Genomic DNA, 24,079 nt, shown 5'->3' with positions numbered 1-24,079 from the left:
TCTCACACCCATGTCTATCTTCCTGAATTCCGATTCGAAGATCATCGTCCAGGGCATCACCGGCGGCGAGGGCACGAAGCACACCGCCCGCATGCTCGCAGCCGGGTCGAACGTCGTCGGCGGCGTCAACGCCCGCAAGGCCGGCACCACCGTCAAGCACGTCGACAAGAACGGCGACGACATCGAGCTTCCCGTCTTCGCCTCCGTCGCCGAGGCGATGGAGAAGACCGGCGCCGACGTGTCCGTGGCCTTCGTCCCGCCCGCCTTCTCGAAGGACGCGGCGATCGAGGCGATCGACGCCGGCATCGGCCTGCTCGTCATCATCACCGAGGGCATCCCGGTCCAGGATTCCGCCGAGGTCTGGGCCCGCGCCCAGAAGGCCGGCAACGCGACCCGGATCATCGGCCCCAACTGCCCGGGCATCATCTCGCCCGAGCAGTCCCTGGCCGGCATCATCCCGGCGAACATCACGAAGAAGGGCAAGCTCGGACTCGTCTCGAAGTCCGGCACGCTGACCTACCAGATGATGTACGAACTGCGCGACCTCGGCTTCTCGACCGCGATCGGCATCGGCGGTGACCCCGTCATCGGCACCACGCACATCGACGCCCTCGAGGCGTTCGAGGCCGATCCGGAGACCGAGGCGATCGTCATGATCGGCGAGATCGGCGGCGACGCCGAGGAGCGGGCCGCAGCCTACATCAAGGAGAACGTGACGAAGCCGGTCGTCGGCTACGTCGCCGGCTTCACCGCTCCCGAGGGCAAGACCATGGGCCACGCCGGCGCCATCGTCTCCGGCTCCTCGGGCACCGCCCAGGCGAAGAAGGAAGCGCTCGAAGCCGCAGGCGTCAAGGTCGGCAAGACCCCGACCGAGACCGCCGAGCTCATGCGCGAACTCCTCAACGCCAAGTGAGCCTGCGCGCCTGATGCGCTGACCGTTCGTCCGCGGCATCAGGCGCTGCCGCGGTGCACCACGTGCGCACTGCGTGCGCTCAGTGCGCACCGCGGTGATCAGTCCGAAGCCCGCCTCCGCTGACCCGGAGGCGGGCTTCGTGCTGTCCGGGCCGACCCTCGCCGAGGCGGTCGCCGGTCCCGTGCGCACTCTGCACCGACGTAATCGCCGGTTCCGTGCGCACGCTGCGCCGAGGCGGTCGCCGAGTCTTGTGCGCATCCGTCGCCGAGGCGGTCGACGGTCCCGTGCGCGCCCGGCGCCCCGCACAACCCTCAGCGTCATTCCGCACCCGCAGCGTCATGCACAACCCGTAGCTCGCCGAGAGGCACCCGGAGCTCCGAATCCACCGTGTGCACGGGTTGTCTGTGCAGCTCCACGTTGGGGTCGACTTCGGGCGCGCGTGAGCATCGCGATCCGCCACACCCGGGAAACTCGCATGATTTGTGGAGATCGTATCCAAGTTGTTACCTTGGAAGCTCAGTCCCCGTTCGACGCTGACCCCGGTCCCCCTCCCGGATTGCACCATCGGTGCCGGTCTGCGTCGACCAACACAAAGGAATCACATGACAACTGCGACATCTCGCGCAGCTGCCGCAATCCTCGCGATGCTTGCCCTCGTGGCAACCGCGCTGATTGCGATCCCCGCTGTGGCAGCACCGCCATATCAGACGAACGCGAACATCGATTCGCTGAAGTTCCACGAGGAGTCGATCAAGAGCGGGTCGACTGCTCGCATCGACGGCACGTGGAGCCTTCCCGACAATCCTCAGACGCCCGCCGGCTTCGTCGTCGATCTTCCCGACGAGCTCCAGGGACGCACTGATTCCTTCGAACTCAAGGATCCCGATGGCGTGACCATGGGACAGTGCACCGTGACCGAGACGCAGCTCTACTGCGATCTCGACTCGGACTATCTCAACGCGAACCCGCTCAACATCCAGGGCACCTTCTACTTCTGGGTTTCGGTGCAGACCGAGACCACCGAGACCAAGGAAGTCACCTACGACTTCGGCGACGTCTCGGACACCGTGACCGTCACTCCGCCCGATGGCCCGTGCGTCGGCGACTGCGAGTGGAAGGGACAGGACTCGTACAAGTGGGGCAACTACAACTACGACGAGAACTACATCCAGTGGCACGTCAACATCAAGTCGCCTGCCGGCGGCATGAAGGGCGGCCAGAAGGTCACCGTCACCGACCTCGGCGGCGAGAACATCGAGCTGATCCCGGGCGAGACCCGTCTGTCGGGCACGAACACGTTCAACGAGAACGGCCAGCCCGTGGGCTGGGGACCGAAGCCCCAGGACTTCTACACCGTCTCTGACGATGGCGCGACCGTGAACTTCACCTCGGAAGAGGGCTGGGTCTACGCCGTCATCTACCGCACGACCGTCACCGACGGCGGCAAGTCCGACTCGTACACGAACTCGGCGCGGTTCGAGATCGAGGGCGAAGAGACCGTGATCAAGAAGGGCGAGGTCGTGCGTCAGGGCGGCGGCGGCACCGGCGACGGTGACGAAGAGCAGCCCACTCCGACGGAAACTCCCACGGAGACCCCGACGGAAACTCCGACGGAAACTCCCACGGAGACCCCGACGGAAACTCCGACCGAGACCCCGACCGAGACCCCGACTGAGACTCCGACGGAAACTCCCACCGAGACTCCGACGGATACCCCGACGGAAACTCCGACCGAGACCCCGACGGCTCCCGGACCGGGCGACACCCCGTCCGACAAGCCGACGGCTCCCGGCCCCGGTGGCGACCTGCCCCGGACCGGTGTCGACAGCATCGGCACGCTGGCCGCAGGCGCAGCCCTGCTCGTGGCCGGTCTCGTGACGATGGCACTCGTCCGGCGTCGGAAGATCAGCGCAGACAGCTGATCCAGCCGAGCACCATCTGAGGGGGAATGAAGAGGGAGCGACCGCGGTCGCTCCCTCTTCGCTGTCTGCGTGCAGTCAGCGATACGCTGAGCGGGTGAACAATGACGCCACGACCTCATCTGCATCCGCTAATGCACAGAAGAACCCCACCTCCATCACCGCGCCCGTGGTCAGCTCCGATCCCGCCGATCACCCGCGCAACTTCGGATCCGACAACTGGGCCGGCGCCCATCCCGAGGTGATGGCGGCGCTGGTCGAGGCGAACGTCGGTCACACCCCGGCCTACGGCGGTGATCCGTGGACGGCGCACTTCCACGAGGTCATGCGCGGGCACTTCGGTCCCGGCGCGCAGGCGTTCCCCGTGTTCAACGGCACCGGCGCCAACGTGCTCGCACTGCAGTCCGCGCTGCCGCGGTGGGCGGCCGTCATCACCGCGGTCAGCGCCCACATCAACTACGACGAGACGGGCGCCCCCGAGAAGGTCGGCGGGCTGAAGATCATCGGCGCCCCGACCGTCGACGGCAAGCTCACTCCGGACATCATCGCCGACGCCGTCATCGGCCGCGGCAGCGAGCACAACGCCCAACCGTTGGCCGTGAGCATTGCGCAGTCGACGGAGTGGGGCACGACGTACACGCAAGACGAGATCCGCGCGATCGCCGAGGCGGCCCACGACCAGGGCATGATCCTCCACATCGACGGCTCCCGCCTCGGCAATGCGGCAGCGTTCCTCGGCACCGGCCTCGGCGAGCTCACCACCGACGTCGGCGTCGACATCCTCAGCCTGGGCGGGACGAAGAACGGCCTCCTCGGCGCCGAGGCGGTCGTCGTCCTCAACCCGGAGATCGGGCAGGGGATGCGGTTCCTGCGGAAGATGAACCTGCAGCTGTCGTCGAAGATGCGCTTCCTGTCCGCCCAGCTGGGCGCCCTCTACGACGGCGAGCTGTGGCGCACCTCGGCGAACCGTGCCAACGACATGGCCGTGCACCTTGCTGATCGACTCGCCGAGGCGGCCGCCGACAACCGTGTGCCCGGGCTCTCCGTCGTCCAAGCGGTGGAGGCGAACGTCGTGTTCGTTCGCATGCCCGCCGAGGTGGCCGCCCGCACCCGGCAGCGCTTCGCCTTCGCCGACTGGCCGCTGCAGCCGAACGTCGTCCGCCTCATGTGCGCCTTCGACACGACGCCCGAGGACGTCGACGCCCTCGTCTCAGCGATCGTCGGGGAGTGAGCTGGTCCTCGTCCGGACGACGGCGAACCGCCTCGGCGCTCTCGGTCGCCCTTGACGTTGACGAGCTGACGCAGGGTGTGCCGAACCTCGACGAGCGGGCCCGCATCGGCCATCACCTGGTCGATCGGCTTGTACGCCTGCGGGATCTCATCGATGAAGGCATCCGTGTCGCGGTACTCGATGCCGACCATCGCCTCCCGCAGCTGCTCCTGGTTGAACGTCTTGCGCGCAGCGCTCCGGGAGAACTGCCGACCGGCGCCGTGCGGGGAGCGATGTCACTGGGAGCGATCTGCCTTGACGCTACAGACGAGCATGGCGGGTGATCGGCCTTCTGAAAGGCCGCGATCCTTCTCCGGCGGCCCATCTCAGTTCGTCGAGTATGCTGCCGCGAACTCAGCGCTTGGCGGGATCGGCTGGATGACGTCGAGGAGAACGCCATCAGGAGCTGCGACGATGAAGTGGCGTTGTCCGAAAGCCTCGTCGCGCAGGGTGAGAATCGGATCGTTCTCGGCGTCCCGAATCATGCGGTCATAGACCTCGTCGACATTGTCGACCTCGAGATTCACGATCACGCCTCGTGGCGTTGTCCGATATCCCTCGGGAATGGTCTCGTGGTCGTGGGCAAGGATCGCCAGTTCGAACGTGCCCAGACGCAGACTGGTGTACCAATCCGACTCGTATGTGATCTCGAAACTGAGCTCGTCGCGATAGAAGGCCACGGCAGCGGCGACATCATCGGACATGAGCACGGGGTAGAAACTGGTCGCAGACATTGGACTCTCCTTTACGTACAATGAGTATGTAATATCACGAGAATACATACTCAATGTACGTAAAGGAACCCCATGCCTCGAGCTTCCGCAGCCGACGCTGCGAGAACCGCGCAGCAGATCCTTGATATCGCGGAAGAACTGTTCTCCCTGCGTGGCTTCTCCGATGTTTCGTTGAGCGATGTCGCCCAGACCGCCGGCGTCACCCGTGGGGCCGTCTATCACCATTTTCGGAACAAGGTTGGCGTGTTCCAGGCGGTCGCTGCCAAGCTTCAAGCGAGAATCGCAATTGCTGTGGTCGAGGCGGCTGACTCCGCGGGGTCCGATCCCGGAGCGCAGCTGGTCGCAGGATCGCACGCGTTCATCGATGCGATCACCGCCGGGCCGGCGGTGCGCATTCTCCTTGTGGATGCGCCTTCGGTTCTCGGGTGGGAGGAATGGCGTCGCCTGGATGATGTGAACTCAGTCAGGCACCTGCGTGAAGCGCTTCGCGAGGTCGGACTCGATGAGGACCTCCTTGAAGCAGTGGCCGCTCAACTTTCGGGTGCGATGAACGAGGCCGCACTCTGGATCGCACAGCACAGCAATGCCGACAAGGCCAGAGAGCACTCGCACGCTGCCCTCGATCGTCTGCTGGCGGCTGTCACTCCTGCGACGACTGTTTCCTCAGGCGACGAGACGGGCACCAGCCCCACGGCTGAGCAGAGATCTACTTCTTCCCGTCGGCCCTGACGGAGACGACGGGCACCTCGGCCTCGAGGATGATCCGCTGCGCCGTCGAGTCCGTGATGAGCTTGCCGACGGGGGAGCGGCGGCGCGAGCCGATGACGATCATGCGGTTGTCGTCGTTCGCCTCGGCCACCCAGCTGCGTGAGCACTTCCGACGGGCGGTGGGCACGAGCCCGTCCCAGTATCGGCAGTCCTTCGCGCAGTCAGGTGCCGCCGACGGCGACGCGTGATCTGAGGCCCGGGAAGCGGGCTGACCCCAACCGCCGTGGCGGTGCCTGCACATATGTCACAGTGCGCAGGCCCCGCCTCGGCGCTCTCAGTCGCCCTTGACGTTGACGAGCTGACGCAGGGTGTGCCGGACCTCGACGAGCGGGCCCGCATCGGCCATCACCTGGTCGATCGGCTTGTACGCCTGCGGGATCTCATCGATGAAGGCATCCGTGTCGCGGTACTCGATGCCGACCATCGCCTCCCGCAGCTGCTCCTGCGTGAACGTCTTCCGCGCAGCACTCCGGGAGAACTGCCGACCGGCGCCGTGCGGGGAGGAGTTGAGTGACACCGGGTCGCCCTTGCCGACAACGACGTAGGAGGCCGTGCCCATGGAGCCGGGGATGAGCCCGAGCCGCCCGGCGTCGGCCTCGATCGCACCCTTCCTCGACACCCACACCCGTTTGCCGAAGTGCTCCTCGGACTGCGTGAAGTTGTGGTGGCAGTTGATCCGCTCCGCCTCGACGACGGGCTCGCCCATCGTCTCGGACAGCTGCCTGGCCACCCGATCCATCATCTCCTCGCGGTTGAGCAGCGCGAAGTGCTGGGCCCACTTCAGCTGCCTGATGTAGGCGGTGAACTCAGGGGTGCCTTCGACGAGGTAGGCGAGATCGGGGTCGGGCAGATCGATCCACCACTGCCGGTTGAGCCTCGCGGCGACCTTGATGTGGTGAGTTGCGATCTTGTTCCCGATGCCCCGGGAGCCGGAGTGGAGGAACATCCACACCCGGTCGGTCTCGTCGACGGAGACCTCGATGAAGTGATTGCCCGATCCCAGGGACCCCAGCTGGTGGCGCCAGTGCCCGGCGTAGGAGGCGGGGTCGAAGTCCGCTTTCTCCGCGAGCTCCTCGAGTTCGGTGATGCGCGGGGCCGCGGTGGCGACGATCTTCCGGTTGTAGGCACCGGCAGAGGTCGGCACGGCGCGCTCGATCGCCTCCCGCAGCGCTGTGAGGTCGCGTGCCGCGAGCTCTGACCGGGTGAACTGGGTGCGCACCGCGATCATGCCGCAGCCGATGTCGACGCCGACGGCGGCCGGGATGATCGCGCCGAGCGTCGGGATGACCGACCCCACGGTCGCGCCCTTGCCCAGGTGGGCATCGGGCATGAGTGCGAGGTGCGGGTAGATGAACGGCATGCGCGCCGTCTGGTGCGCCTGCTCCCGGGTCCTCTCATCGAGGAGAGAGGCCCAGGAGATGAGCCGTCTGTCGAGTTTCTCCATTGTTCCTTCCTTGCATTTTCAGTGGTGATGTCCGGGACGATCACCACCGCAGAGGCCAAGGAGGACACAGCTGCGAGAAGAGGAAAGCCCCGGACCGGTGATCGGTGCGGGGCAGTCTGACGTCGGAGTCAGATGTCGCGCGACCGAAGGGTCGGCTGACGGCGGGATTCGACGTGCGTCGATCCCTTCTGCTCACGCTTGAGGGCGAGAGTGGCCATCAGTGTCATCCTTCGTGTCTCCGCCGCGCCGAGGTGGCGCGGCGGTGGGTGTCATCTGCACCGAGGCGGCGCAGAAGTCCGACCATACACGACTGCAGGAGTCGTGTCCATGGCTGTCACCGGGAGCTCTGCGCCTTGACGGAGACGACGGGCACCTCGGCCTCGAGGATGATCCGCTGCGCCGTCGAGCCCATGATGAGCTTGCCGACAGGGGAGCGGCGGCGGGAGCCGATGACGATCATGCGGGTGTCGTCGGTCGCCTCGGCCAGCGCCAGGAGCTCTTCGACGGGGTCGTTGCCGCGGAGGAACTGGAGGATCTCATGGGAGACCTCCGAGTCGCGCAGGGTCGTCTTGAGCTCATCCATGTCGGCGTTCGTCGCCACGCCCCGCTCGTCGGGAGTCTCACCGATGCCGGCGTTGAGCACGATGACGGTGTCGTCGAACGCGCGGGCCTGTTCGATGCCGAATGCGACCGCAGCCTTGCCTTCGGGCGAGGGGGAATAGCCGACGAGGATGGTCATGTTCACTCCTGGATGCGTGTGGGGACTCGAGCTCCCTCAATTAGTAGCACATCTCACCCTGGCAGCGGCGGCGTCAGCGCGGCCGTGACCTCGCCGCACTAGACTGAGCGGATGCCCGGCTCCCTCCTCGCCCCCGATTCCCAGGCTCTGCGCACCCGCGACGAGATCCTCGCCCGTCTGCCGCTGACCGCGCAGACCCCCGGTCTGCCGCAGGCCAGGCTGCTCGCCGACTACGTTATCGGTCGCCGCGGCGGGTCCCTCGACGTCTCCGGTCGGACGACCGACGGCACGCACGTCTCGCCCGCCGACGCCCCTGCCCGGATCATCGTCGTCGACGATCCGCACGGCCTGCAGGCGCGCGTGCTCACCGAGTTCGCTCCCGTCGCGACCTTCAACGACCGTCTCGATGAGGCGGGAGCCGTGGCGGCTGCGGCTCCCAGCGCCGAGGCGGTCGCTGACCTGGGAGAATACGTGTCCGCGCGGCTCGCCGAGGTGGACGCCGCACACTCGTCCGAGGCCGACGAGGAGCCTGAGGTGTGGGCGGTCGTCAACGCGCCGAAGGCGACGAGCGCGCTCGCCGAGGTCGTCGCCGTGCTCCAGCCGCTCGTGTCGACGCTCATCGTCATCGGCCGCAGCGACGTCATGAGCCGGGCGGTGAACAAGGAGCTCGCGCGCGGGTTCGGGCGGGTCGACGTCTCCCCGGGCATCGGGAAGCACCGCCTCATCATCGGCAGCCGTCCGCTGTCGACGCCGTCGCTGACGGCCTTCCCGCGCCGCGGCACGATCGAGACGACCGAGACCGGCCCGCTCGAGGTCAGCGCCCACGGGGCGTGCTTCTCCGGGACGAAGGCCGATGAGGGGTCGACGCTGCTGCTCACCGCCCTCGCCGAGGCGGTCGCTGCCCCGGATGGGCCTGCCGCCCTGACGCGTCCGGCCTCCGTTCTCGACCTCGGCGTCGGCAACGGGTGGCTGCTCACCGCCGCACTGCGCGTGACGGGGGCGGGTACGGGAGTCGGCGTCGACATCTCCCGGGCGGCGGTCGCCTCGGCGCAGGAGACGGCAGCGGCCAACGGATCCGACGTCGCGACGATCCTCGCCGATGCCACCGACGTCGATGCTCTCACCGGGGAGTTCGACCTCATCCTCCTCAATCCGCCGTTCCACCACGGCACGACGATCGAGACGGACACGGCGGGCGAGCTCATCCGCACCGCAGCCGCGCACCTGCGGCCCGGAGGACGGGTGGTCACGGTCTTCAACTCGCATCTGCGCTACCGAGACCGGCTCGAGTCGCTCATCGGTCCGAGCGAGCAGCTGGCGCGCACCGCGAAGTTCACGGTCGTCATCAGCCGGGCGGCCGACTGACCGGTCCTCTCAAGCGGCATTGTGGTCCATGTCACCTGCTGTTCACGTGGCAGGCCTACCGTCGGGGCATGAATGACGACAGCGTGGCCTACGACCGCATCGAATACACCGAGGTCGACGACATCCTCGAGTGCACGACCGACACCTCGCATCCCGTGCTGCTGACGAAGGCGGCGCTGGACGGAACGCCGGCCGAGGTCGTCGACTGCAATCGCGAACTCGTCGCCCGCTCGCTCGACCGTGCGGGGACGATCGAGGATCTCTCCCGTGACTCCGTCCGCAGCAGCTACGTCGACCTCTACCGGGCCGCGGTGACCGAACGCGGGTGGGCCTGGTACCGCGACCGCGTGCCCCGCACCGCCAGGGAGCTCGCGCTGCAGGGACTCAAGCTCATCGGCGCGCGCGAGCACCTCGACCTCGTCGTCCGGGCGATCGAGGAGGACCTCGACGACGAGGCCTTCCGCTCGGCCTTCGACACCGCCGAGGCGGCGACCGCGCTCGAGGCCGCGAACGCCGCATTCCTCCTCGACCTGCCGACGATCAACGTGCTCAGCGAGACCGACATCGAGACCGCCCTGAGCATCGAGTTCTCCGGCTCCGGTCTGCCCGCCGACTACCCGCGCTGGCGCGGTGACCTGACGATCTTCGACTGAGCGGTGGCGGCCGCCGGAAGCGGCACGACGTGACGGCCTGCGCTCGCGGTTGGCGGCAGCTGCCTGAGTGGGACGCCGTCTGGCTCTCTCCACGCACGGTTTGCGGTCACGACACCGAGGCGGAACAGCCGAATCGGTGACGCGGGCTCGGTTCTGCGACCACGAACGGCCGCTCAGAGCTTCGGCTCGCCCCAGATGCCCATGGCGAGGAAGACGAGACCGGCCAGCAGCGTGAAGCCGGTTGCCCACGGTCGCAGGTCCGCCTCGGCGAGGCGGGCGAAGAACCCGGAGATGCGGTCGGAGATCCGGGGGAAGCGGTTCCACGCCCAGGTGAGGAGCACGTACGGTGCGATCATCGCGGCGATGAAGACGAGGAAGGTGACGCCGCGGACGGCGATGTCCTCGCTGACGGCACGGACGATGCGGGCGACGATGTACATCGTCGCGAAGTCGCTGAAGCTGATGACGGTGTTCGAGACGCCGATGACGATCATCGCCCACGGTTTGCCGGTGGGCTTCTTGTGCGGCTTCTTCGGCTTCGGCGGACGGCGCAGTCGGAGGGCCATGATGATGCCGGCGATGAGGAAGAGGACGCCCGCGGCGAGGTCGACGCCGCGGCGCACGAGCACCTTCTCGACGTCGCGGCTGACGAGGGTCTCGAGCGTGTGCGGGTCGATGACCTGGAGGGCGAGGAGGATGACGGTGGCGCCGATGACGAGACCGAGGAGCATGAAGCCCATCGCACGCTTCGCCCGCGGGACGTCGGTGAGGACGCGCAGGGACTCGGCGATCGTCGTCGGGCTGATGCCCATGACGAGGCCGAGCCCGATGAGGCTGACGGCGGCGCCGACGAATCGCAGGAGGTCTGTCTCAAGCATGGGAGCAACATTACCGGGGTAGGGTCGCTCCATGGACGACACGAGGCTTGCCGATTTCTGGGCCACGGCGCGGGCAGCCGAGCCGTCCCTGCCCCCGGCCGTTCCCGCGGCGTGGGCCTTCGGTGCGGGTCCCGCGCAGGCCGACGACCTGCTCGCGCTCGTCCTCGCCGGCGTCAAGACGGCGACCGCCTCGGCCCTCGATGACTACGATGTCGACGGAGAGCCCGTTCCCCGAGCTGGAGATGCGAGCATCGTCCTCGATGGCCGGGACCGACCGCGGGCTGTCATCGTCACCTCGGCGGTGGAGATCCTTCCCTTCGCCGAGGTGACCGCGGAGCATGCGTGGGCCGAAGGCGAGGGTGATCGTTCGTTGGCTCACTGGAGAGCCGTGCACGAGGATTTCTGGCGTGCCCAAGCTGCCCATCCGGCCGGGTTTCGGCCCGACATGCCGGTCGTGTGCGAACGGTTTCGGCTCGTGTTCGCCGCTGACTAGGCGAGCCTCACGCGCTGGTTGCGAACCGGACGGGAAAGAGCTCCGTTCGGGCGACGACGCGTTCACGTTCAGCTGCCTGCCCGCCGCGGCGGGGATCGGCGAGGTAGGAGTCGAGGGCGTCCTGCGAGGCGAATCGGTAGAACTGCACCTCGTCGGGGTGGCCGTCCGCACCGTCGCAGAGTGCTCGGGAGAGGATCTCGCCGCCGTTCTCGGGGATGAGCGTCAGGACGTCGGATTCGTAGGCATGCATGTCATCGGCCAGGCCCTCACGTGCCCAGATCAGGCAGCAGAGCAGGATCTCTGCCGAGGCAGCGCCGGTCATGATGCGGTGGGAGCTGCGTCGTAGGTGAGCCAGTGCGTCTTCGTTGCGACCTTGTCGTAGAGGGCCTGGGCCTGTGTGTTGTCATCGGCGGTGATCCAGCGGACGACGGACCGTCCTTCGGCAGCGGCGATGTCCTGGAGTCGGGCGATGAGAGCGCGCCCGGCCCCCGTGCCGCGGGCCTCGGGTGCAGTGAAGAGATCGTCGAGCCAGATCCCGATCGTGCCGGTCGAGGGCCGGGAGAAGCGACGGTAGTCGGCGATCGCGACGATCTGACCGTCCGCCTCGGCGACAAGACTCTCGCTCTCGTGGGACGGATCGCTCACCCAGCCCCAGACCCGAGCGACGACGTCCTCGGATTCGGGGAGGTGGTAGAACTCGCGGTAGTCGCGGAAGAGCTCGCGCCAGCGGGCCTCATCGGCTGATTCGACCGGGCGGACGGTCACCTCTGCATTCGCACTCATGAGGTCACTGTAGGACCGAACCTGCCCGATGAGGAAGAGTCGGGCCAGCTCCGCGCCGGAATCAGCCGCGTGTTCCGGTGACCGCCCGATTGTGCTCGAGCGCCACGTCGACCCAGCAGGTGAGGTCGGCCTCGCTGTCGAGTGCCGCCGCCGCGACCTCGATCCAGCCCGGCCCCATTGTTCGTCCGGCACCCATCTCGGCCTGCGCGGCTCCGGGGCGGTCAAGCAGCTCGGCGTGCCGATCGGCATCGACGCGGACGAGCAGGGCACCTGACTTCAGCGCACACACGGCGAGCTTCTCGCGGACCATGAACGAGCGACCGCCGAACATCGAGACCTCGCGCACGACGGATTCCTCGGCGAGCGCGGTGCGCACACGGTCGACGAGGCGCGTCTGCTCCGGGGTCATCATCGGCTCACACCCGGCGATGACGGCAACGACGATCTCCGGCGCAGCATCACTGAGGGGGAGGGCCGTAGGAGAGGCGGTCGAACATGAGCACGGTCTCCGTGATCTTGCCGTCGCGCACGGTGAAGAGCTCGGCCGCCGGAGTCGTGCCGGTCTCAGCGGTCTGCGGATAGTAGAGACGAACGATGCGGTCCCCGTCGGAGAATTCGCCGATCTCCTCGACGCCGGTGAGCATCGGAGCGAAACCGCCGATGAACTCGGTGTAGGCCTCGATGCCGGTGATGTCCTGACCTGGTGCCCGACAGACGATGTCGTCGGCGACGAGGGCCATCGCCTCGTCGATCCGGTTGTTCGTCCATGCATCGTGGTACTGCTGCACGACGTCCGCTGCGGTGTTCTCTGCCATTGTTCTCTCCTCTTCGAGTGGTGGAACCTGAGTGGTGGATCCTGTGCGGTGGAACGTGAGTGACTCGGCGAGCGAACCGTGCGATCATCAACCCGGCAGCGGCCGCCAATCGTCGGGGTCGTTGACGGCACCGGCGCCGGCGACGACGAGCCGCGGCAGGAAGTGCGCCCAGCCGTGGGCGTGGCCGGGCACCTCGGCTTCGGGCAGGTCCGAATGGATGAGGTCGACGCGGGTGCCCGAGTCGGTTGCCGTGAGCCGGAACTCGACGGTCGAGGCACCGACCGGCAGATCCGCACTCCCGGGGAAACCCCAGGAGACGACGACACGGTGGGGCGGATCGAGATCAATGAACTCGCCGCGCACCGGATGGCCGGCGATGTCGACAGCGAACCGACCGCCTCGGCGAGGGTCGAGGTCGGCGAACTCGCCCATCCACGCCGTCATGCCCTCGTTCGTCGTCAGGTAGGAGAACACCGTCTCCGGCGCGGCGGCGATGTCGACGGAGTCCGTGAACTCAGCCATTGCCGCCCCTCTCCCGACTCTCGACGGCGGTCTTGAGGGCGGCGAGCTTCGTCGGCCAGAAATCGTCGAGATACGACCGCACCGCCGCCAGTCCGTCGGTGTCGACGGCGAAGAGGTGGCGCGTGCCCTCCCGGGTCCCGGTGGTCAGTCCCGCTTTCGCCAGCACACCGAGGTGATGCGACGTCGTCTGCTGGGAGAGTCCGACCTCCTCGGCGATCGTTCCCACCGGCTTCGGTGCCGAGCGGACCGCGCGCAGGATCGCCCGGCGGTTCCCGTCGGCGAGCGCACGCAGCGCCCGGTCGAGCTCGGGTTCGGCTTCGGCACTCATGTCCGTCCTCGGTGATCGGATGCGCTGACACCCTCACCATAACACAAATATTCATTTGTACTTATGGATATGAGTGAATTGGGTGGAGCGGAGAGCCGCCGGCAAGGCGGGGCAGAGCAGGGGGAAGGGGATGCGCCGAGGCGGTGGTTTCTCGTCGCGCACTGTCGGGAGCGTGAGGCCATCCGGTGGTTCGTCCTCGACCAGATCGTCACTGCGCACCTCACAGCAGAAGCGGCGACCGACATCCCCGTCGCCGCGGTCGGAGCTCCGCCGCCGACGGCCCGGGCAGTGGCCGGCGAGAGCTGACCGGGCGGCCGCCGGGCGGGAATCCCGCACGCGACGATCGGATTTGCGCCAGTCGCGTCTGAGATGGACAGTGCAGGAACTGGCCATCTCGGTTCCAACTGGCGCAAACTCGGACTCGCCAGGCGGGTCGAGACGCCGAACGGCCCCCGACCGTGGTCGGGAGCCGTTCACCTCACGTGCGCGAGAGGGGACTTGAACCCCTACGTCCGAAGACACTGGAACCTAAATCCAGCGCGTCTGCCAATTCCGCCACTCGCGCGCAGGCCGCACCAAGCCTAGCAGGGCACGGGCACGCGGCGGAACGGGAATCAGGCGGCGGCGTCGATGCCGAGCGCCTTGCGCAGCCGCGCGACGTGCCCGGTCGCCTTGACGTTGTACTGTGCGAGTTCGACCTTGCCCTCGGCATCGACGACGACAGTCGAGCGGATGACGCCCTGGACGACCTTGCCGTAGTTCTTCTTCTCGCCGAAGGCACCCCACTCGTCCATCATCGCCTTGTCCGGGTCGGAGAGCAGCTCATAGGTGAGCCCTTCCTTCTCCTCGAACTTCTTGAGCTTCTCCGGCGAATCGGGGGAGACGCCGAGGACGACGAGACCGGCAGACTTGAGCGCCGAGAGCGAATCCCGGAAGTCACACGCCTCGGTCGTGCAGCCGGGCGTCATCGCTGCGGGGTAGAAGTAGACGACGACCCGCTGACCCCTGAAGTCGGACAGGCTCACCGACTTCCCGTTCTGATCGACGAGCGTGAAGTCCGGGGCGGTGTCGCCGACTGACAGACGTGGCATGGAATCTCCTCTGTTGCATCCGATCGTTGCTGCCCCTCCACTCTAGCCGCGACGCCGGACACGACCCTCACGCGGCAGGACACGACCATCGCCGAGGCGTGCACCGCCCCAGCCCACCGTTCCGGCCCTATCGACAGCCCGTCACCGGACCCTGGCGATCGCCTCCCCGACGGCGACGGTGTCACCGACCGACGCGATATGCGACAGCGTCCCCGCTGCCGGAGCGGTCACGCGGGTCTCCATCTTCATCGCCGAGAGCACGGCGACCTCGTCGCCTTCGGCCACCTCGGCGCCATCGGCGACGAGGAAGTCGACGAGGCTGCCCGGCACCGGCGCCGTGACCGGAGCCGACCCGTCATTGGAGTCCGCATTCCCCGCGGAATCAGGCGAAGATCCGGCGTCCGCACCCGCCGACGCAGATCCTCCGACCGACCCGAGGGCCGCAAGCAGTGACTCGGGCAGACCGATCGTCGTCATCCGCCCGTCGATCTCGATGTCCATCCGCGTCAGGCCCTCGGCTGCGACCGGCGCCGGCCGGTCCTGCGGGCCGAACTCGGGCAGCAGCTCCGCTTCGATCCACTGCGTGTCGATGCCGATGACATCGCCGGCGAACGCAGGATGGCGGAGGATCGCGAGCGATGCCGGCAGCACCGTCGCGGGCCCGGTGACGGTGAGCTCGCGCGCGGCAGTGATCGTCCGGGCGATCGCCGTCGCCCGGTCCGGGCCGTGGACGATGAGCTTGGCGAAGAGCGAATCGAAGGCCGGCTGCACGGTGTCACCGCCGCGTACTCCCGTATCCCAGCGCACTCCCGGCCCGCCGGGCACGGTGAGCGCCTCGATGCGCCCCGGTGTGGGAAGGAACCCGCGACCGGGATCCTCGGCGTTGAGACGCAGCTCGATCGCATGCCCCCGCACCTCCGGCGTCTCAGTCAGCGACAGCCCCTGACCGAAGGCGATGCGGAACTGCTCGGTGACGAGATCGACCCCGGTGACCGCCTCGGTGACGGGATGTTCGACCTGGAGACGGGTGTTGACCTCGAGGAACGTCATCGTGCCGTCGGCGGCGAGGAGGAACTCGACGGTGCCCGCGCCCCGATAGTCGACCTCGGCGCAGATCGCCTCCGCCGAGCGCTGCAGGCGGTCCCGCTGCTCGGCGGTGAGATTCGGCGCAGGGGCCTCCTCGACGAGCTTCTGGTTGCGCCGCTGCGCCGAGCAGTCGCGGTCACCGACGGCGACGACGGTGCCCCGCCCGTCGCCGACGACCTGGACCTCGACATGGCGCGGATGCTCGAGGAACTTCTCGACGAAGCACTCGGGACGACCGAACGCCTCGACGGCCTCACGGGTCGCCGATTCGAAGGCCCCGGCCACCTCGGCGAAATCGCGGACGATCTTCATCCCGCGCCCGCCCCCGCCGTGTGCGGCCTTGATGATGATCGGCAGACCGGCCTCGCGGGCGAAGTCCTCGACCTCGGCGGCGCCGGTCAGCGGCCGGTCGATGCCCGGGGCCAGCGGTGCCCCGACCTTCTGCGCGAGCTGCCGAGCGGTGACCTTGTCCCCGAGCGCGGTGATCGCCTCCGGACTCGGCCCGATCCAGATCAGCCCCGCGTCTTCGACAGCGGCGGCGAACTCGGCGTTCTCGGAGAGGAACCCGTAGCCGGGGTGGACGGCCTCGGCCCCGGAGGCCTGGGCCGCGGAGATGAGGGCCGTGATGTTGAGGTAGGTCTCCGCGGCGGTCGTGCCGGGCAGTCCGATGGCGACATCGGCGAGCTGTGCGTGCAGGGCCGTGGCGTCCTGATCGGCATAGACGGCGACGGAGGTGTGCCCGTTCTCGGCACACGCGCGGATGATGCGGACGGCGATCTCGCCGCGGTTGGCGATGAGGATGGTCGACATGGCTCAGCTTTCGTCGGAGGGGTCAGAGGAGGTGGAATCGGCGGCTGCGGCCGTACGGAAGCGGATGCGCACCCCCGGGGGCAGCTGCGCGGCGAGGTCGGTGTCGTCGACGCTGGCGATGATCGGATAGCCCCCGGTGAGCGGATGGTCGGGCCCGAAGAGCACCGGTTGGCCGTTCGGCGGGACCTGCAGGGCACCGGTCACCGCGCCTTCGCTCGGCAGCTCACCGGTCCGCGCCCGCTCGAGCGGCACCTCCCCGGCCAGCCGCAGACCGACCCGATCCGATTCGTGCGTGACCGTCCACTCCTGCGTGAGCAGGGTGTCGATGCCGGCAGACGTGAACCAGTCGTCCCGCGGACCGAGGGCGACCGTGAGCTCGACGAGGTCACCCGGTGCCGGCAGAACCCGATCCGCGCCGAGGCGGGGCCCGGGATCGACGAGATGCGGGGCCGTGACCGGATCGCCCAGGTCGATCGTGTCCCCGGCCGTGAGTGCGGCGGGCCCGAGGTGGGCGAGCGTGTCCGCCGAGGCGCTGCCGAGCGCCGTGTCCGCGATGATCCCGCCGCGGACGGCCAGGTAGCGACGCGCACCCGTCTCGGTCGGCCCGAGCTCGAGTATGTCCCCGTCGACGAGGGAGAACGCCTCGCCGAGGCGGTGGCGGAACACCGTTGTGTCAGCGGCGGTCACGGTGATCGGGCCGCCGGCGCCGGTGACCGCGGCGACCCCGTCACCGGTGACGCGCAGGCTGACCCTGCCGCCGAAGCTCTCGAGGACCGCGGCGGACTCGGCGTTGCCGACGAGGCGGTTGGCATCGACGAGGGCGGAACGGTCGGCGGCTCCCGCGCTCGATGCGCCCATCGATGCGAACCCGGGCGCCCGAGGTCTTCGATGAGGAGCTGGAGGCCCGGCTCGATGACGGTGAGGAAGTGGGACGCTGAGGACTCCGCCGCGGACGTCTCCTCCGAGGACGGCGCCTCCGCCGACGCAGGCGCCTCCGCCGCTCGCGCGCTCGCTCTCCCGGCGTCGACGAACGTCACGATGGTCCCGGGCACGAAGAGCGCCGGGGGCTGCCGGTCGAGGTCCCAGAGGATGGCATCGGTGTGGCCGATGAGCTGCCATCCGCCGGGGGAGGCCCGGGGGTAGACCCCGGTGAACTCCCCGGCGAGGCCGACCGCCCCGACGGGCACGCGGGTGCGCGGAGACGACCGGCGGGGCACGTCGAAGAGCGGGTCGTCGCCGGCGAGGTACCCGAACCCGGGGGCGAACCCGGAGAACGCGACCTCCCAGCGGGCGCGCTGGTGGCGGGCGACCACCTCGGCGGGGGAGACGCCGAGGAGGTCAGCCACCTCGGCGAGGTCCTCACCGTCGTAGCGGACGTCGATGGTCACGGTGCGCCCGGACCCGGTCGCGGAGTCGGTGACGTCGAGTCCGGAGATGGCCTCCTCGAGGGCCGGCGCCGAGGTGCGGGCCGGGTCGAAGCGGATGAGCACGGTCCGCGCGGCGGGCACGAGTTCGACGACGCCGGGCAGCGCCGCCGTCTCGAGGGCATGGTTGAGCTGCATCGATGCGGCGAGGTCGGCGGATTCGACGAGGAGATGCCGGCGGGAGGCGGTGCGGAAGACGGTCACTGGCGGTAGTCGCTTTCGGGGGCGTCGGTGATGAACATCCGCCCGGGGGAGTGGGTGAGGGCGAACGGCGGGGCGGATTCGGCGATCGCGACCTGCGGGGTCACCCCGCACGCCCAGAACACGGGGACGTCGCCGTCCTCGATGACGGGCGGGTCGCCGAAGTCGGGGGCGTCGAGATCGCGGATCCCGAGGGCCGCCGGGTCGCCGATGTGGACGGGAGCCCCATGGACGGCGGGGAAGCGGTCGGTAATGCGGACCGCCTCGGCGACCTGTGCGGCGGGGATCGGCCGGAGCGAGACGACCATGTCCCCGGAGATCCGCCCGGCGGGCCGGCACGCGGTCGACGTGCGGTACATCGGCACGTTGCGCCCGGCCTCCTGGTGGCGGATGGGGATGTCGGTCCGTGCGAGGTCGGCCTCGAATGTGAAGCTGCAGCCGATGAGGAACGACACGAGGTCCGGGTGGTCGGCGAAGACGGACGAGGCGTCGTCGACCTCGGCGGTCAGTTGCCCGTCCTCCCACACCCGGTAGCGGGGAAGGTCGGTGCGCAGATCGCTGCCGGCAGCCAGCGCCGATTCGACTCGGCCGGGCTCGAGGACGTCGATGACCGGGCACGGCTTCGGGTTGCGCTGGGCGAAGAGGAGGACGTCGAAGGCCCAGTCGGCGGGCACGGCGATGAGGTTGGCCTGGACGAGCCCGGATGCCATCCCCGAGGTGGGGCCGGTGAAACCGGCACGGATGCGGGCGCGGGCCGCGACCCCGGCCGCCGCCCCGGCCGACGTCTCCGCCGGTGTCGAGGGAGGTGCCCCGGCCGCCGCCCCTGCCGGTGTCACGGCTGTGCTCCGACGAACGGGGCGATGCTCACCCCGGCGTCGGTGAGGATGTCGCGGGAGGCCTGGGCCATCTCGATCGAGCCGCGGGAATCCCCGTGGAAGCAGATCGACTGCGCGTCGACGGTGATCGTCGACCCGTCGATCGCTTCGATCTCCCCGGTCTCGACGAGGCGCAGCACGCGGGCGGCGACGAGCGCCGGATCGTCGAGGACGGCCCCTGACTCGGTGCGGGAGACGAGCGAGCCGTCGGGATTGTAGGCGCGGTCGGCGAAGGCCTCGGCGGCCACGGTCAGTCCCGCCTCGGCGGCGATCCGGTTGGCGACGCTGCCGGCGAGGCCGAGGAGGACGAGGCTCGGATCGACGGCCCTGACGGCGGCGGCGACGACACGGGCCTGGGCTTCGTCGTGGACGATCGTGTTGTAGAGACCGCCGTGGGGTTTGACGTAGCGGACACGGCCGCCGACGGCCGTGGCCAGTCCGATGAGGGCGCCGATCTGGTACTCGACCTGGGCCTGCAGGGTCGCTGCGGGCACGTCCATGGGGCGCCTGCCGAAACCCTCGTAGTCGTCGTAGCCGGGATGGGCGCCGATGATGACGCCGCGGTCGGTCGCCTCGGCGACGGTGTGCTTGATCCCTTCGGGACTGCCCGCATGGAACCCGCACGAGACGTTCGCGCTGGTGACGATGCCGAGCATCGCATCGTCGTCGCTGACGATCCGGTCGGGGACGTTCTCCCCGAGGTCGGAGTTGAGGTCGATGGTCGTCATATCAGGCTCCTATTCCGATCATGGCGAAGATGGGGCCGATCGACTGAACGGCCATGTACCAGGTGAGCAGGGTCGCCGCCGTGCCGATGACGAGCAGCCACTTGGGGTAGGAATCCGTGCGCAGCAGCTGCGGGCGGAACCAGCCGATGTACATGAAGATCGTCAGACCGATCGGGAGGATGAGGCCGTTGAAGCCGCCGACGAAGACGAGCAGGGTCGCCGGTGCCGTGCCGACGATGAGGTAGACGACGAGGGAGACGACGATGAAGGCCACGGTCGCCAGCTGCAGCGGCCAGCCGCCGCCGAGGCGCTTCGAGAACGCGGAGAGGAACGTCGCCGAGGTGTAGGCCGCCCCGATGACCGAGCTCAGTGCCGCGGCCCAGAAGATCGCCCCGAAGATCCGGATGCCCGCATCGCCGAGGACCGCGGCGAAGGCCTGACCGGCGGGGTTGGCGACCTGGCTCTCGATGTCGAGGACGACCCCGGAGGCGACGACGCCGAGGATCGCGAGGAAGAGGACGTAGCGCATGATGCCGGTGACGACGATGCCCGAGAGCGCCGAGCGCATCACCGACGGCGCGTTCTCCGGTCCGGTCTTGCCCGAGTCGAGGTAGCGGTGGGCCCCGGAGTACGTGATGTAGCCGCCGACGGTGCCGCCGACGATCGTCGTCACGGTCGCGAAGTTGATCGAGTCGGGCAGGACGCTCTGGCGCAGGGCCTCGCCGACGGGCGGCTGGGAGACGATGGCGACGATGACGGTGAGGACGATCATCCCGACGCCGAGGACGAGGACGACGGCGTCGACGACCTTGCCGGCGCGTTTGAAGAGGAAGATGCCGATCGCGAGCACGCCGGTGAGCAGCCCGCCGAGCTTCGGGTCGATCCCGAGCAGCGCGTTGAGGCCGAGCCCGCCGCCGGCGATGTTGCCGATGTTGAAGGCGAGTCCGCCGACGACGATGAGGATCGAGAGGACGATGCCGGAGCCGGGCACCGCGGAGGAGGCGAGCTGCGCGGCGCGCTTGCCCGACGAGGTGATCATCCGCCAGATGTTGAGCTGGATGGCGATGTCGATGAGGATCGAGACGAGGATCGCGAATGCGAACGCCGCCCCCATCTGCGCGGTGAACGTCGCGGTCTGGGTGATGAAGCCCGGTCCGATCGCCGAGGTGGCCATGAGGAAGATCGCCCCGACGATCGCGCTGCGGCTGATCGCGGACTTCGTCGCCGCCGCGGCCGAGTCCGTCTGTGCGGTCGTGAGCAGGTGGGCCGATTCGGTGCTCTGCTGCGCTGGCCGGGGATCGGGACCTGGACCGGGATCCGGCGACGGGGACCCTGATGACTGTGACATGCGTTCTCCACGGTGAGTTCGAAGGCGGTTCCGGATCGCGCGCAGAAGCCGACTGCTGTGTCGTGCCCCACAGGTTCACCGAATATTGGTAAACAATGTAGCACCGATTGTTCAACAAGAATAGACGTGCGTCACAATTCGGGCGCCGAGGTTGTCGTGCACTCGGCCGCGCCTGTGTGGCTGTGCGGTGAGGTGAGTGACTACGATGGTGGTGTGAATCACGAATCGTCCCTGGTCAATCGCCTCACCGATCGCCTCATCGCAGGCTCGCTCCGACCCGGGACGCGCCTGTCCGAAGCGGCGCTGGCCAAGGAGTTCGACGTCTCGCGCAACACGCTGCGCGAGGCGTTCCGGGTCCTCGGCGAACAGGGGCTCATCGACCACGTCCCCAACCGCGGGGTCTCCGTCGCGTCGCCGAGCACCGCCGATGTCATCGACATCTACCGCGTCCGCCGCGCGGTCGAGTGCACCGTGCTCGCCCATGCGCCCCGCGCACACCCGGCCGGTGCGCGCATGCTCCGGGCGATCGAGGAGGCGAAGGCCGCGGCCGAGGCCGGCGACTGGCTGCAGGTGGGAACGTCGAACATGGAGTTCCACAACGGCGTCGTCGCGCTCTCGGACAGCGTGCGGCTCATGCGCTCGTTCGGCAATGTCCTCGCCGAGCTGCGGCTGGCCTTCCTCAAGGTCGAACTCCTCGACTTCCTCCACGCGCCGTTCGTCGAGCGCAACGAGGAGGTCTACGATGCCTACGTCAACGACAGCCCGGCCCAGGCGGCTGCGCTGCTCGGCACCTACCTCGGCGATTCCGAGCGGCAGGTCCTCGGCGCCTACGCCCGCGCCGGCCAGGGGTGAGTCGAAGCTGAGGCGGCGTGGGTGACGTGCCCCTGCTGGGGTGAGCCGCGGCTCTTGGGGTGAGCGGTGCGGGCAGTGGTGGGATGCGGCTGAGGCGGCGTGCGCGACGCGCCCGGCTCCCTGTCGGCCAGAAGTCGATATGCGTTCGACCAGTCGCCGGCATTTCGATTTTTCGCCTGCGGTGTCGGGCGCTCATGTACTTCTCGCCGGCACCACCACCTTTCGCCGACGCCCGCACTTTCCGCGAACACCTCGCATTTGCCGACACCACCACTTTTCGCACGCGCCGCCACCTTTTGCAGTCGCCACCACCTTTCGCCGCCACCTCGCGGCCGCGCACAGGCGCTCCCGACATCCCTGTCGCCGCCCCCACCCCTTGACATTGAATATATTGAATACTATTAATTGACGTGTCAGGGATCACAGCGAAGTGATCGGCCCCGTGGTTCGCAGCTGAACCCGGGCGCCGACCGAAGAGAGGAGCGGCCCGATGAGACCATTGGTGCAGCGACTGGGATACGTCACGGTGGAGTCAGCGGACCCCGAGGGGCTCGCGCAGGACACCGCCGACAAGATCGGCGCGCGCGTCGTCGAGAGGGCCGAGGACGGAACGATCCTCATGTCCTCCAACCAGCGCCATGCCGAGTACATCATCAAGCAGGCCGACGGGAACCGGCACGCGCAGTGCGGTCTCGAGGCCGTCAGCGCCGATGCGATCGACGAGGTCAGGCGCCGCTGCGAGGAAGGCGGGCTCGAGGTGCTGACGACGACGCCGTCATCGGAGGCGATCGAGAAGTCGGTGACCTTCGTGACCTCCGAGAGCCACGTCTTCGAAGTCCACACGCCGATGCGCCATGATCGGGCGCTGCGGTACAAGGGACCGGGCATGCGCCCCAAGGGCCTCGACCACGTCAACTTCACCGCCGCCGACCCCGAGCGCTGGACGCACGAGATGAACGTCTCCTGCGGCTTCCTCCTCAGTGAGCGCAGCACCGGGCATGAGATCGCGTGGCTGCGCGGGGCCGACGGACGGCACCACACGGTGGCGATCGTCGCCAGCGATGTCGGCGGCCTCCATCACACGAGCTGGGAGTTCAACAGCTTCCAGGACTTCCGCGGGATCGCCGATTCGCTCATTCCCGACGAACGGCGCCTGACGTGGGGTCCGGGTCGTCACGGGGCCGGCGACAACCTCTTCATGTACTTCACGAACTCCTCGGACTTCCTCATCGAATGCATCGCGGAGATGGAGGTCATCGACGACATCTACGCGGAGCCGCGGGTCGTCGACCCCGGCGAGAACCTCTCGAACTGGAAGCTCGTCGACCTCTGGGGATCACGGCCGCCGATCGAGTGGGTCGAACAGAACACCGCGCTCGCCCCCGAATCGAGTTTCCCGGCCTGAACCCGGAAGGACCGTGATCGACATGGAACTGACGAGCATGGACTGGGGCATCGCCGGACTGCGGGTGATCCTCGCCGCCATCCTCTTCGCCCACTCGACGCAGAAGCTGTGCGGATGGTTCTCGGGATCGGGACCCGTCGCGACAGCGGGACTCTTCGAGAAGCTCGGGCAGCGGCCGGGCCACGTCATGGTCCGGGTCGCCTCGGTGTTCGAGCTCATCGCCGCGGTCAGCCTGCTGCTCGGCCTGCTCACTCCGATCGGGCTGGGACTGGCGGTCGCGACGATGATCGTCGCCGGATCCGCGCTCAGCGCAGTGAGCGGCAAATTCTGGAATGCGCTGGGCGGGGGCGAATACCCCTTCTTCATCGCCGCGGTCGTCGCTATGCTCGGGATCACAGGACAGGGCGCCCTTTCGCTTGACGCGGTGCTCATGCCGCAGATCGCTGCCCTCTACCCGGTCGTTCTGCCGGGGGCGATCGTCGTCGGCATCCTCGGTGCGATTCCCATGGTCATCCGCACGAGACGTGCGGTCCGCGACGCCGAGGCGGGGGCCGAGTCATAGACGACAGCAGATCGGCGGTCCTCACAGTGGGGCCGGCACAGACACGAACCAACAAGCAGCAGCACCGAAGACA

At 68.3% G+C, this 24,079-nt stretch carries 27 protein-coding genes, 1 tRNA gene and 3 pseudogenes; 11 read left to right on the top strand and 20 right to left on the bottom strand.

Features of this window, described 5'->3' with window-relative positions; all coding sequences use genetic code 11:
• Positions 1 to 10 precede the first annotated feature (10 nt).
• The 3 genes from sucD (at position 11) to AC2W7K_RS04750 (ending at position 4,063) form a co-directional block, all read left to right on the top strand.
• Positions 11 to 913, top strand: a complete 903-nt coding sequence (gene sucD, locus AC2W7K_RS04760; protein WP_198499292.1) for a succinate--CoA ligase subunit alpha — start codon at positions 11 to 13, stop codon at positions 911 to 913.
• A gap of 602 nt (positions 914 to 1,515) precedes the next feature.
• The gene (locus tag AC2W7K_RS04755; RefSeq protein ID WP_486005794.1) at positions 1,516 to 2,835 is read left to right on the top strand and encodes a collagen binding domain-containing protein; all 1,320 of its coding nucleotides are present in this window, start codon (positions 1,516 to 1,518) and stop codon (positions 2,833 to 2,835) included.
• Between the two features lie 154 nt (positions 2,836 to 2,989).
• Positions 2,990 to 4,063 carry a threonine aldolase family protein gene (locus AC2W7K_RS04750; protein ID WP_344251188.1) on the top strand — a complete coding sequence of 358 codons (1,074 nt, stop codon included), beginning with the start codon at positions 2,990 to 2,992 and terminating at the stop codon, positions 4,061 to 4,063.
• Positions 4,064 to 4,107: 44 nt separating this feature from the next.
• Here AC2W7K_RS04750 and AC2W7K_RS04745 read toward each other — a convergent pair.
• Both AC2W7K_RS04745 and AC2W7K_RS04740 read right to left on the bottom strand, forming a co-directional pair.
• Positions 4,108 to 4,332 (bottom strand): annotated as a pseudogene (locus AC2W7K_RS04745) (RtcB family protein); the annotation flags it as partial.
• A gap of 96 nt (positions 4,333 to 4,428) precedes the next feature.
• Positions 4,429 to 4,836 (bottom strand): VOC family protein, encoded by a 408-nt coding sequence (locus AC2W7K_RS04740; protein ID WP_211978935.1) that lies wholly within the window; start codon positions 4,834 to 4,836, stop codon positions 4,429 to 4,431.
• Positions 4,837 to 4,908: 72 nt separating this feature from the next.
• On the opposite strand from AC2W7K_RS04740, the gene AC2W7K_RS04735 reads away from it, so the two are divergent.
• Positions 4,909 to 5,565, top strand: a complete 657-nt coding sequence (locus tag AC2W7K_RS04735; RefSeq protein ID WP_211978936.1) for a TetR family transcriptional regulator — start codon at positions 4,909 to 4,911, stop codon at positions 5,563 to 5,565.
• Here AC2W7K_RS04735 and AC2W7K_RS04730 read toward each other — a convergent pair.
• The 3 genes and pseudogenes from AC2W7K_RS04730 to AC2W7K_RS04720 form a co-directional block, all read right to left on the bottom strand.
• A pseudogene (locus AC2W7K_RS04730) lies at positions 5,543 to 5,668 on the bottom strand (universal stress protein); the annotation flags it as partial. The gene AC2W7K_RS04735 and the pseudogene AC2W7K_RS04730 overlap by 23 nt on opposite strands.
• Before the next feature lie 210 nt (positions 5,669 to 5,878).
• The gene (locus AC2W7K_RS04725; protein WP_211978937.1) at positions 5,879 to 7,048 is read right to left on the bottom strand and encodes an RtcB family protein; all 1,170 of its coding nucleotides are present in this window, start codon (positions 7,046 to 7,048) and stop codon (positions 5,879 to 5,881) included.
• 334 nt (positions 7,049 to 7,382) lie between these two features.
• Positions 7,383 to 7,787: a universal stress protein gene (locus AC2W7K_RS04720; RefSeq protein WP_211978938.1), complete on the bottom strand. Its 405-nt coding sequence runs from the start codon at positions 7,785 to 7,787 to the stop codon at positions 7,383 to 7,385.
• 111 nt (positions 7,788 to 7,898) lie between these two features.
• On the opposite strand from AC2W7K_RS04720, the gene AC2W7K_RS04715 reads away from it, so the two are divergent.
• Both AC2W7K_RS04715 and AC2W7K_RS04710 read left to right on the top strand, forming a co-directional pair.
• Positions 7,899 to 9,152, top strand: a complete 1,254-nt coding sequence (locus AC2W7K_RS04715; RefSeq protein WP_211978939.1) for a class I SAM-dependent methyltransferase — start codon at positions 7,899 to 7,901, stop codon at positions 9,150 to 9,152.
• Between the two features lie 68 nt (positions 9,153 to 9,220).
• The gene (locus AC2W7K_RS04710) at positions 9,221 to 9,805 is read left to right on the top strand and encodes a DMP19 family protein (protein WP_211978940.1); all 585 of its coding nucleotides are present in this window, start codon (positions 9,221 to 9,223) and stop codon (positions 9,803 to 9,805) included.
• A gap of 173 nt (positions 9,806 to 9,978) precedes the next feature.
• Here the strand turns inward: AC2W7K_RS04710 and AC2W7K_RS04705 are convergent, their stop codons facing one another.
• The gene (locus tag AC2W7K_RS04705; RefSeq protein ID WP_119296932.1) at positions 9,979 to 10,683 is read right to left on the bottom strand and encodes a hypothetical protein; all 705 of its coding nucleotides are present in this window, start codon (positions 10,681 to 10,683) and stop codon (positions 9,979 to 9,981) included.
• 31 nt (positions 10,684 to 10,714) lie between these two features.
• On the opposite strand from AC2W7K_RS04705, the gene AC2W7K_RS04700 reads away from it, so the two are divergent.
• A complete protein-coding gene (locus tag AC2W7K_RS04700; RefSeq protein WP_211978941.1) occupies positions 10,715 to 11,176 on the top strand; it encodes an ASCH domain-containing protein in 462 nt (153 codons plus the stop codon).
• Between the two features lie 7 nt (positions 11,177 to 11,183).
• Here the strand turns inward: AC2W7K_RS04700 and AC2W7K_RS04695 are convergent, their stop codons facing one another.
• The 6 genes from AC2W7K_RS04695 to AC2W7K_RS04670 form a co-directional block, all read right to left on the bottom strand.
• On the bottom strand, positions 11,184 to 11,498 hold the full coding sequence (locus tag AC2W7K_RS04695) for a hypothetical protein (RefSeq protein WP_211978942.1): 315 nt from the start codon (positions 11,496 to 11,498) through the stop codon (positions 11,184 to 11,186).
• Positions 11,495 to 11,959 (bottom strand): GNAT family N-acetyltransferase, encoded by a 465-nt coding sequence (locus AC2W7K_RS04690; protein WP_211978943.1) that lies wholly within the window; start codon positions 11,957 to 11,959, stop codon positions 11,495 to 11,497. Before AC2W7K_RS04690 ends, AC2W7K_RS04695 begins: the two co-directional genes overlap by 4 nt.
• Positions 11,960 to 12,020: 61 nt before the next feature.
• Positions 12,021 to 12,368: a TfoX/Sxy family protein gene (locus AC2W7K_RS04685; RefSeq protein WP_211978944.1), complete on the bottom strand. Its 348-nt coding sequence runs from the start codon at positions 12,366 to 12,368 to the stop codon at positions 12,021 to 12,023.
• A gap of 49 nt (positions 12,369 to 12,417) precedes the next feature.
• A complete protein-coding gene (locus tag AC2W7K_RS04680) occupies positions 12,418 to 12,774 on the bottom strand; it encodes a nuclear transport factor 2 family protein (RefSeq protein ID WP_111437581.1) in 357 nt (118 codons plus the stop codon).
• Between the two features lie 87 nt (positions 12,775 to 12,861).
• Positions 12,862 to 13,296: an SRPBCC family protein gene (locus tag AC2W7K_RS04675; protein WP_211978945.1), complete on the bottom strand. Its 435-nt coding sequence runs from the start codon at positions 13,294 to 13,296 to the stop codon at positions 12,862 to 12,864.
• On the bottom strand, positions 13,289 to 13,624 hold the full coding sequence (locus AC2W7K_RS04670) for an ArsR/SmtB family transcription factor (RefSeq protein ID WP_211978946.1): 336 nt from the start codon (positions 13,622 to 13,624) through the stop codon (positions 13,289 to 13,291). The genes AC2W7K_RS04675 and AC2W7K_RS04670 overlap by 8 nt, the downstream gene beginning before the upstream one ends.
• Before the next feature lie 63 nt (positions 13,625 to 13,687).
• Here AC2W7K_RS04670 and AC2W7K_RS04665 point away from each other — a divergent pair, with 63 nt between their 5' ends.
• Entirely contained in the window at positions 13,688 to 13,930 is a 243-nt protein-coding gene (locus AC2W7K_RS04665) for a WYL domain-containing protein (RefSeq protein ID WP_486005793.1), read from the top strand.
• A 177-nt stretch (positions 13,931 to 14,107) separates the two neighbouring features.
• Here the strand turns inward: AC2W7K_RS04665 and AC2W7K_RS04660 are convergent.
• The 8 genes and pseudogenes from AC2W7K_RS04660 to AC2W7K_RS04625 all read right to left on the bottom strand — a co-directional run bounded on the left by AC2W7K_RS04660 (position 14,108) and on the right by AC2W7K_RS04625 (position 21,187).
• Positions 14,108 to 14,189 (bottom strand) — tRNA-Leu (locus tag AC2W7K_RS04660).
• 49 nt (positions 14,190 to 14,238) lie between these two features.
• Positions 14,239 to 14,715, bottom strand: coding sequence for a thioredoxin-dependent thiol peroxidase (bcp, locus tag AC2W7K_RS04655; protein WP_198499273.1), 477 nt, complete (start codon positions 14,713 to 14,715; stop codon positions 14,239 to 14,241).
• A 141-nt stretch (positions 14,716 to 14,856) separates the two neighbouring features.
• Positions 14,857 to 16,611: an acetyl/propionyl/methylcrotonyl-CoA carboxylase subunit alpha gene (locus tag AC2W7K_RS04650; protein ID WP_211978948.1), complete on the bottom strand. Its 1,755-nt coding sequence runs from the start codon at positions 16,609 to 16,611 to the stop codon at positions 14,857 to 14,859.
• 3 nt (positions 16,612 to 16,614) lie between these two features.
• Positions 16,615 to 17,469 carry a 5-oxoprolinase subunit C family protein gene (locus AC2W7K_RS04645; protein WP_486005792.1) on the bottom strand — a complete coding sequence of 285 codons (855 nt, stop codon included), beginning with the start codon at positions 17,467 to 17,469 and terminating at the stop codon, positions 16,615 to 16,617.
• A 254-nt stretch (positions 17,470 to 17,723) separates the two neighbouring features.
• A pseudogene (locus AC2W7K_RS04640) lies at positions 17,724 to 18,173 on the bottom strand (5-oxoprolinase subunit B family protein); the annotation flags it as partial.
• 62 nt (positions 18,174 to 18,235) lie between these two features.
• Positions 18,236 to 19,072 carry a putative hydro-lyase gene (locus AC2W7K_RS04635; RefSeq protein WP_211978950.1) on the bottom strand — a complete coding sequence of 279 codons (837 nt, stop codon included), beginning with the start codon at positions 19,070 to 19,072 and terminating at the stop codon, positions 18,236 to 18,238.
• Complete coding sequence (locus AC2W7K_RS04630; RefSeq protein WP_211978951.1) at positions 19,069 to 19,839, bottom strand: LamB/YcsF family protein; 771 nt, start codon at positions 19,837 to 19,839, stop codon at positions 19,069 to 19,071. The genes AC2W7K_RS04635 and AC2W7K_RS04630 overlap by 4 nt, the downstream gene beginning before the upstream one ends.
• A 1-nt stretch (position 19,840) precedes the next feature.
• On the bottom strand, positions 19,841 to 21,187 hold the full coding sequence (locus AC2W7K_RS04625; protein ID WP_249121037.1) for an NRAMP family divalent metal transporter: 1,347 nt from the start codon (positions 21,185 to 21,187) through the stop codon (positions 19,841 to 19,843).
• A 213-nt stretch (positions 21,188 to 21,400) separates the two neighbouring features.
• On the opposite strand from AC2W7K_RS04625, the gene AC2W7K_RS04620 reads away from it, so the two are divergent.
• The 3 genes from AC2W7K_RS04620 to AC2W7K_RS04610 all read left to right on the top strand — a co-directional run bounded on the left by AC2W7K_RS04620 (position 21,401) and on the right by AC2W7K_RS04610 (position 24,006).
• Positions 21,401 to 22,039 carry a GntR family transcriptional regulator gene (locus AC2W7K_RS04620; RefSeq protein ID WP_198499267.1) on the top strand — a complete coding sequence of 213 codons (639 nt, stop codon included), beginning with the start codon at positions 21,401 to 21,403 and terminating at the stop codon, positions 22,037 to 22,039.
• Between the two features lie 490 nt (positions 22,040 to 22,529).
• Positions 22,530 to 23,444: a VOC family protein gene (locus AC2W7K_RS04615; RefSeq protein ID WP_211978952.1), complete on the top strand. Its 915-nt coding sequence runs from the start codon at positions 22,530 to 22,532 to the stop codon at positions 23,442 to 23,444.
• A 22-nt stretch (positions 23,445 to 23,466) separates the two neighbouring features.
• Positions 23,467 to 24,006, top strand: coding sequence for a DoxX family protein (locus AC2W7K_RS04610; RefSeq protein ID WP_211978953.1), 540 nt, complete (start codon positions 23,467 to 23,469; stop codon positions 24,004 to 24,006).
• Positions 24,007 to 24,079: the final 73 nt, after the last annotated feature.

The organism is Brevibacterium sp. LAARM2_SD2 (assembly GCF_057364785.1).
The sequence above is the reverse complement of the archived record's forward strand: the minus strand, read 5'-3'. Positions and strand labels throughout refer to the sequence as shown.

What these genes read in the sequence shown, in the direction of transcription:
- bcp (WP_198499273.1), bottom strand. Translation starts at nt 14,715, where the DNA reads ATGCCACGTCTGTCAGTCGGCGACACCGCCCCGGACTTCACGCTCGTC.
- AC2W7K_RS04610 (WP_211978953.1), top strand. Translation starts at nt 23,467, where the DNA reads ATGGAACTGACGAGCATGGACTGGGGCATCGCCGGACTGCGGGTGATC.
- AC2W7K_RS04735 (WP_211978936.1), top strand. Translation starts at nt 4,909, where the DNA reads ATGCCTCGAGCTTCCGCAGCCGACGCTGCGAGAACCGCGCAGCAGATC.
- AC2W7K_RS04700 (WP_211978941.1), top strand. Translation starts at nt 10,715, where the DNA reads ATGGACGACACGAGGCTTGCCGATTTCTGGGCCACGGCGCGGGCAGCC.
- sucD (WP_198499292.1), top strand. Translation starts at nt 11, where the DNA reads ATGTCTATCTTCCTGAATTCCGATTCGAAGATCATCGTCCAGGGCATC.
- AC2W7K_RS04625 (WP_249121037.1), bottom strand. Translation starts at nt 21,187, where the DNA reads ATGTCACAGTCATCAGGGTCCCCGTCGCCGGATCCCGGTCCAGGTCCC.
- AC2W7K_RS04670 (WP_211978946.1), bottom strand. Translation starts at nt 13,624, where the DNA reads ATGAGTGCCGAAGCCGAACCCGAGCTCGACCGGGCGCTGCGTGCGCTC.
- AC2W7K_RS04645 (WP_486005792.1), bottom strand. Translation starts at nt 17,469, where the DNA reads ATGGGCGCATCGAGCGCGGGAGCCGCCGACCGTTCCGCCCTCGTCGAT.
- AC2W7K_RS04715 (WP_211978939.1), top strand. Translation starts at nt 7,899, where the DNA reads ATGCCCGGCTCCCTCCTCGCCCCCGATTCCCAGGCTCTGCGCACCCGC.
- AC2W7K_RS04665 (WP_486005793.1), top strand. Translation starts at nt 13,688, where the DNA reads ATGGATATGAGTGAATTGGGTGGAGCGGAGAGCCGCCGGCAAGGCGGG.
- AC2W7K_RS04680 (WP_111437581.1), bottom strand. Translation starts at nt 12,774, where the DNA reads ATGGCAGAGAACACCGCAGCGGACGTCGTGCAGCAGTACCACGATGCA.
- AC2W7K_RS04740 (WP_211978935.1), bottom strand. Translation starts at nt 4,836, where the DNA reads ATGTCTGCGACCAGTTTCTACCCCGTGCTCATGTCCGATGATGTCGCC.
- AC2W7K_RS04725 (WP_211978937.1), bottom strand. Translation starts at nt 7,048, where the DNA reads ATGGAGAAACTCGACAGACGGCTCATCTCCTGGGCCTCTCTCCTCGAT.
- AC2W7K_RS04710 (WP_211978940.1), top strand. Translation starts at nt 9,221, where the DNA reads ATGAATGACGACAGCGTGGCCTACGACCGCATCGAATACACCGAGGTC.
- AC2W7K_RS04685 (WP_211978944.1), bottom strand. Translation starts at nt 12,368, where the DNA reads ATGACCCCGGAGCAGACGCGCCTCGTCGACCGTGTGCGCACCGCGCTC.
- AC2W7K_RS04720 (WP_211978938.1), bottom strand. Translation starts at nt 7,787, where the DNA reads ATGACCATCCTCGTCGGCTATTCCCCCTCGCCCGAAGGCAAGGCTGCG.
- AC2W7K_RS04615 (WP_211978952.1), top strand. Translation starts at nt 22,530, where the DNA reads ATGAGACCATTGGTGCAGCGACTGGGATACGTCACGGTGGAGTCAGCG.
- AC2W7K_RS04675 (WP_211978945.1), bottom strand. Translation starts at nt 13,296, where the DNA reads ATGGCTGAGTTCACGGACTCCGTCGACATCGCCGCCGCGCCGGAGACG.
- AC2W7K_RS04650 (WP_211978948.1), bottom strand. Translation starts at nt 16,611, where the DNA reads ATGTCGACCATCCTCATCGCCAACCGCGGCGAGATCGCCGTCCGCATC.
- AC2W7K_RS04705 (WP_119296932.1), bottom strand. Translation starts at nt 10,683, where the DNA reads ATGCTTGAGACAGACCTCCTGCGATTCGTCGGCGCCGCCGTCAGCCTC.
- AC2W7K_RS04755 (WP_486005794.1), top strand. Translation starts at nt 1,516, where the DNA reads ATGACAACTGCGACATCTCGCGCAGCTGCCGCAATCCTCGCGATGCTT.
- AC2W7K_RS04695 (WP_211978942.1), bottom strand. Translation starts at nt 11,498, where the DNA reads ATGACCGGCGCTGCCTCGGCAGAGATCCTGCTCTGCTGCCTGATCTGG.
- AC2W7K_RS04690 (WP_211978943.1), bottom strand. Translation starts at nt 11,959, where the DNA reads ATGAGTGCGAATGCAGAGGTGACCGTCCGCCCGGTCGAATCAGCCGAT.
- AC2W7K_RS04630 (WP_211978951.1), bottom strand. Translation starts at nt 19,839, where the DNA reads ATGACGACCATCGACCTCAACTCCGACCTCGGGGAGAACGTCCCCGAC.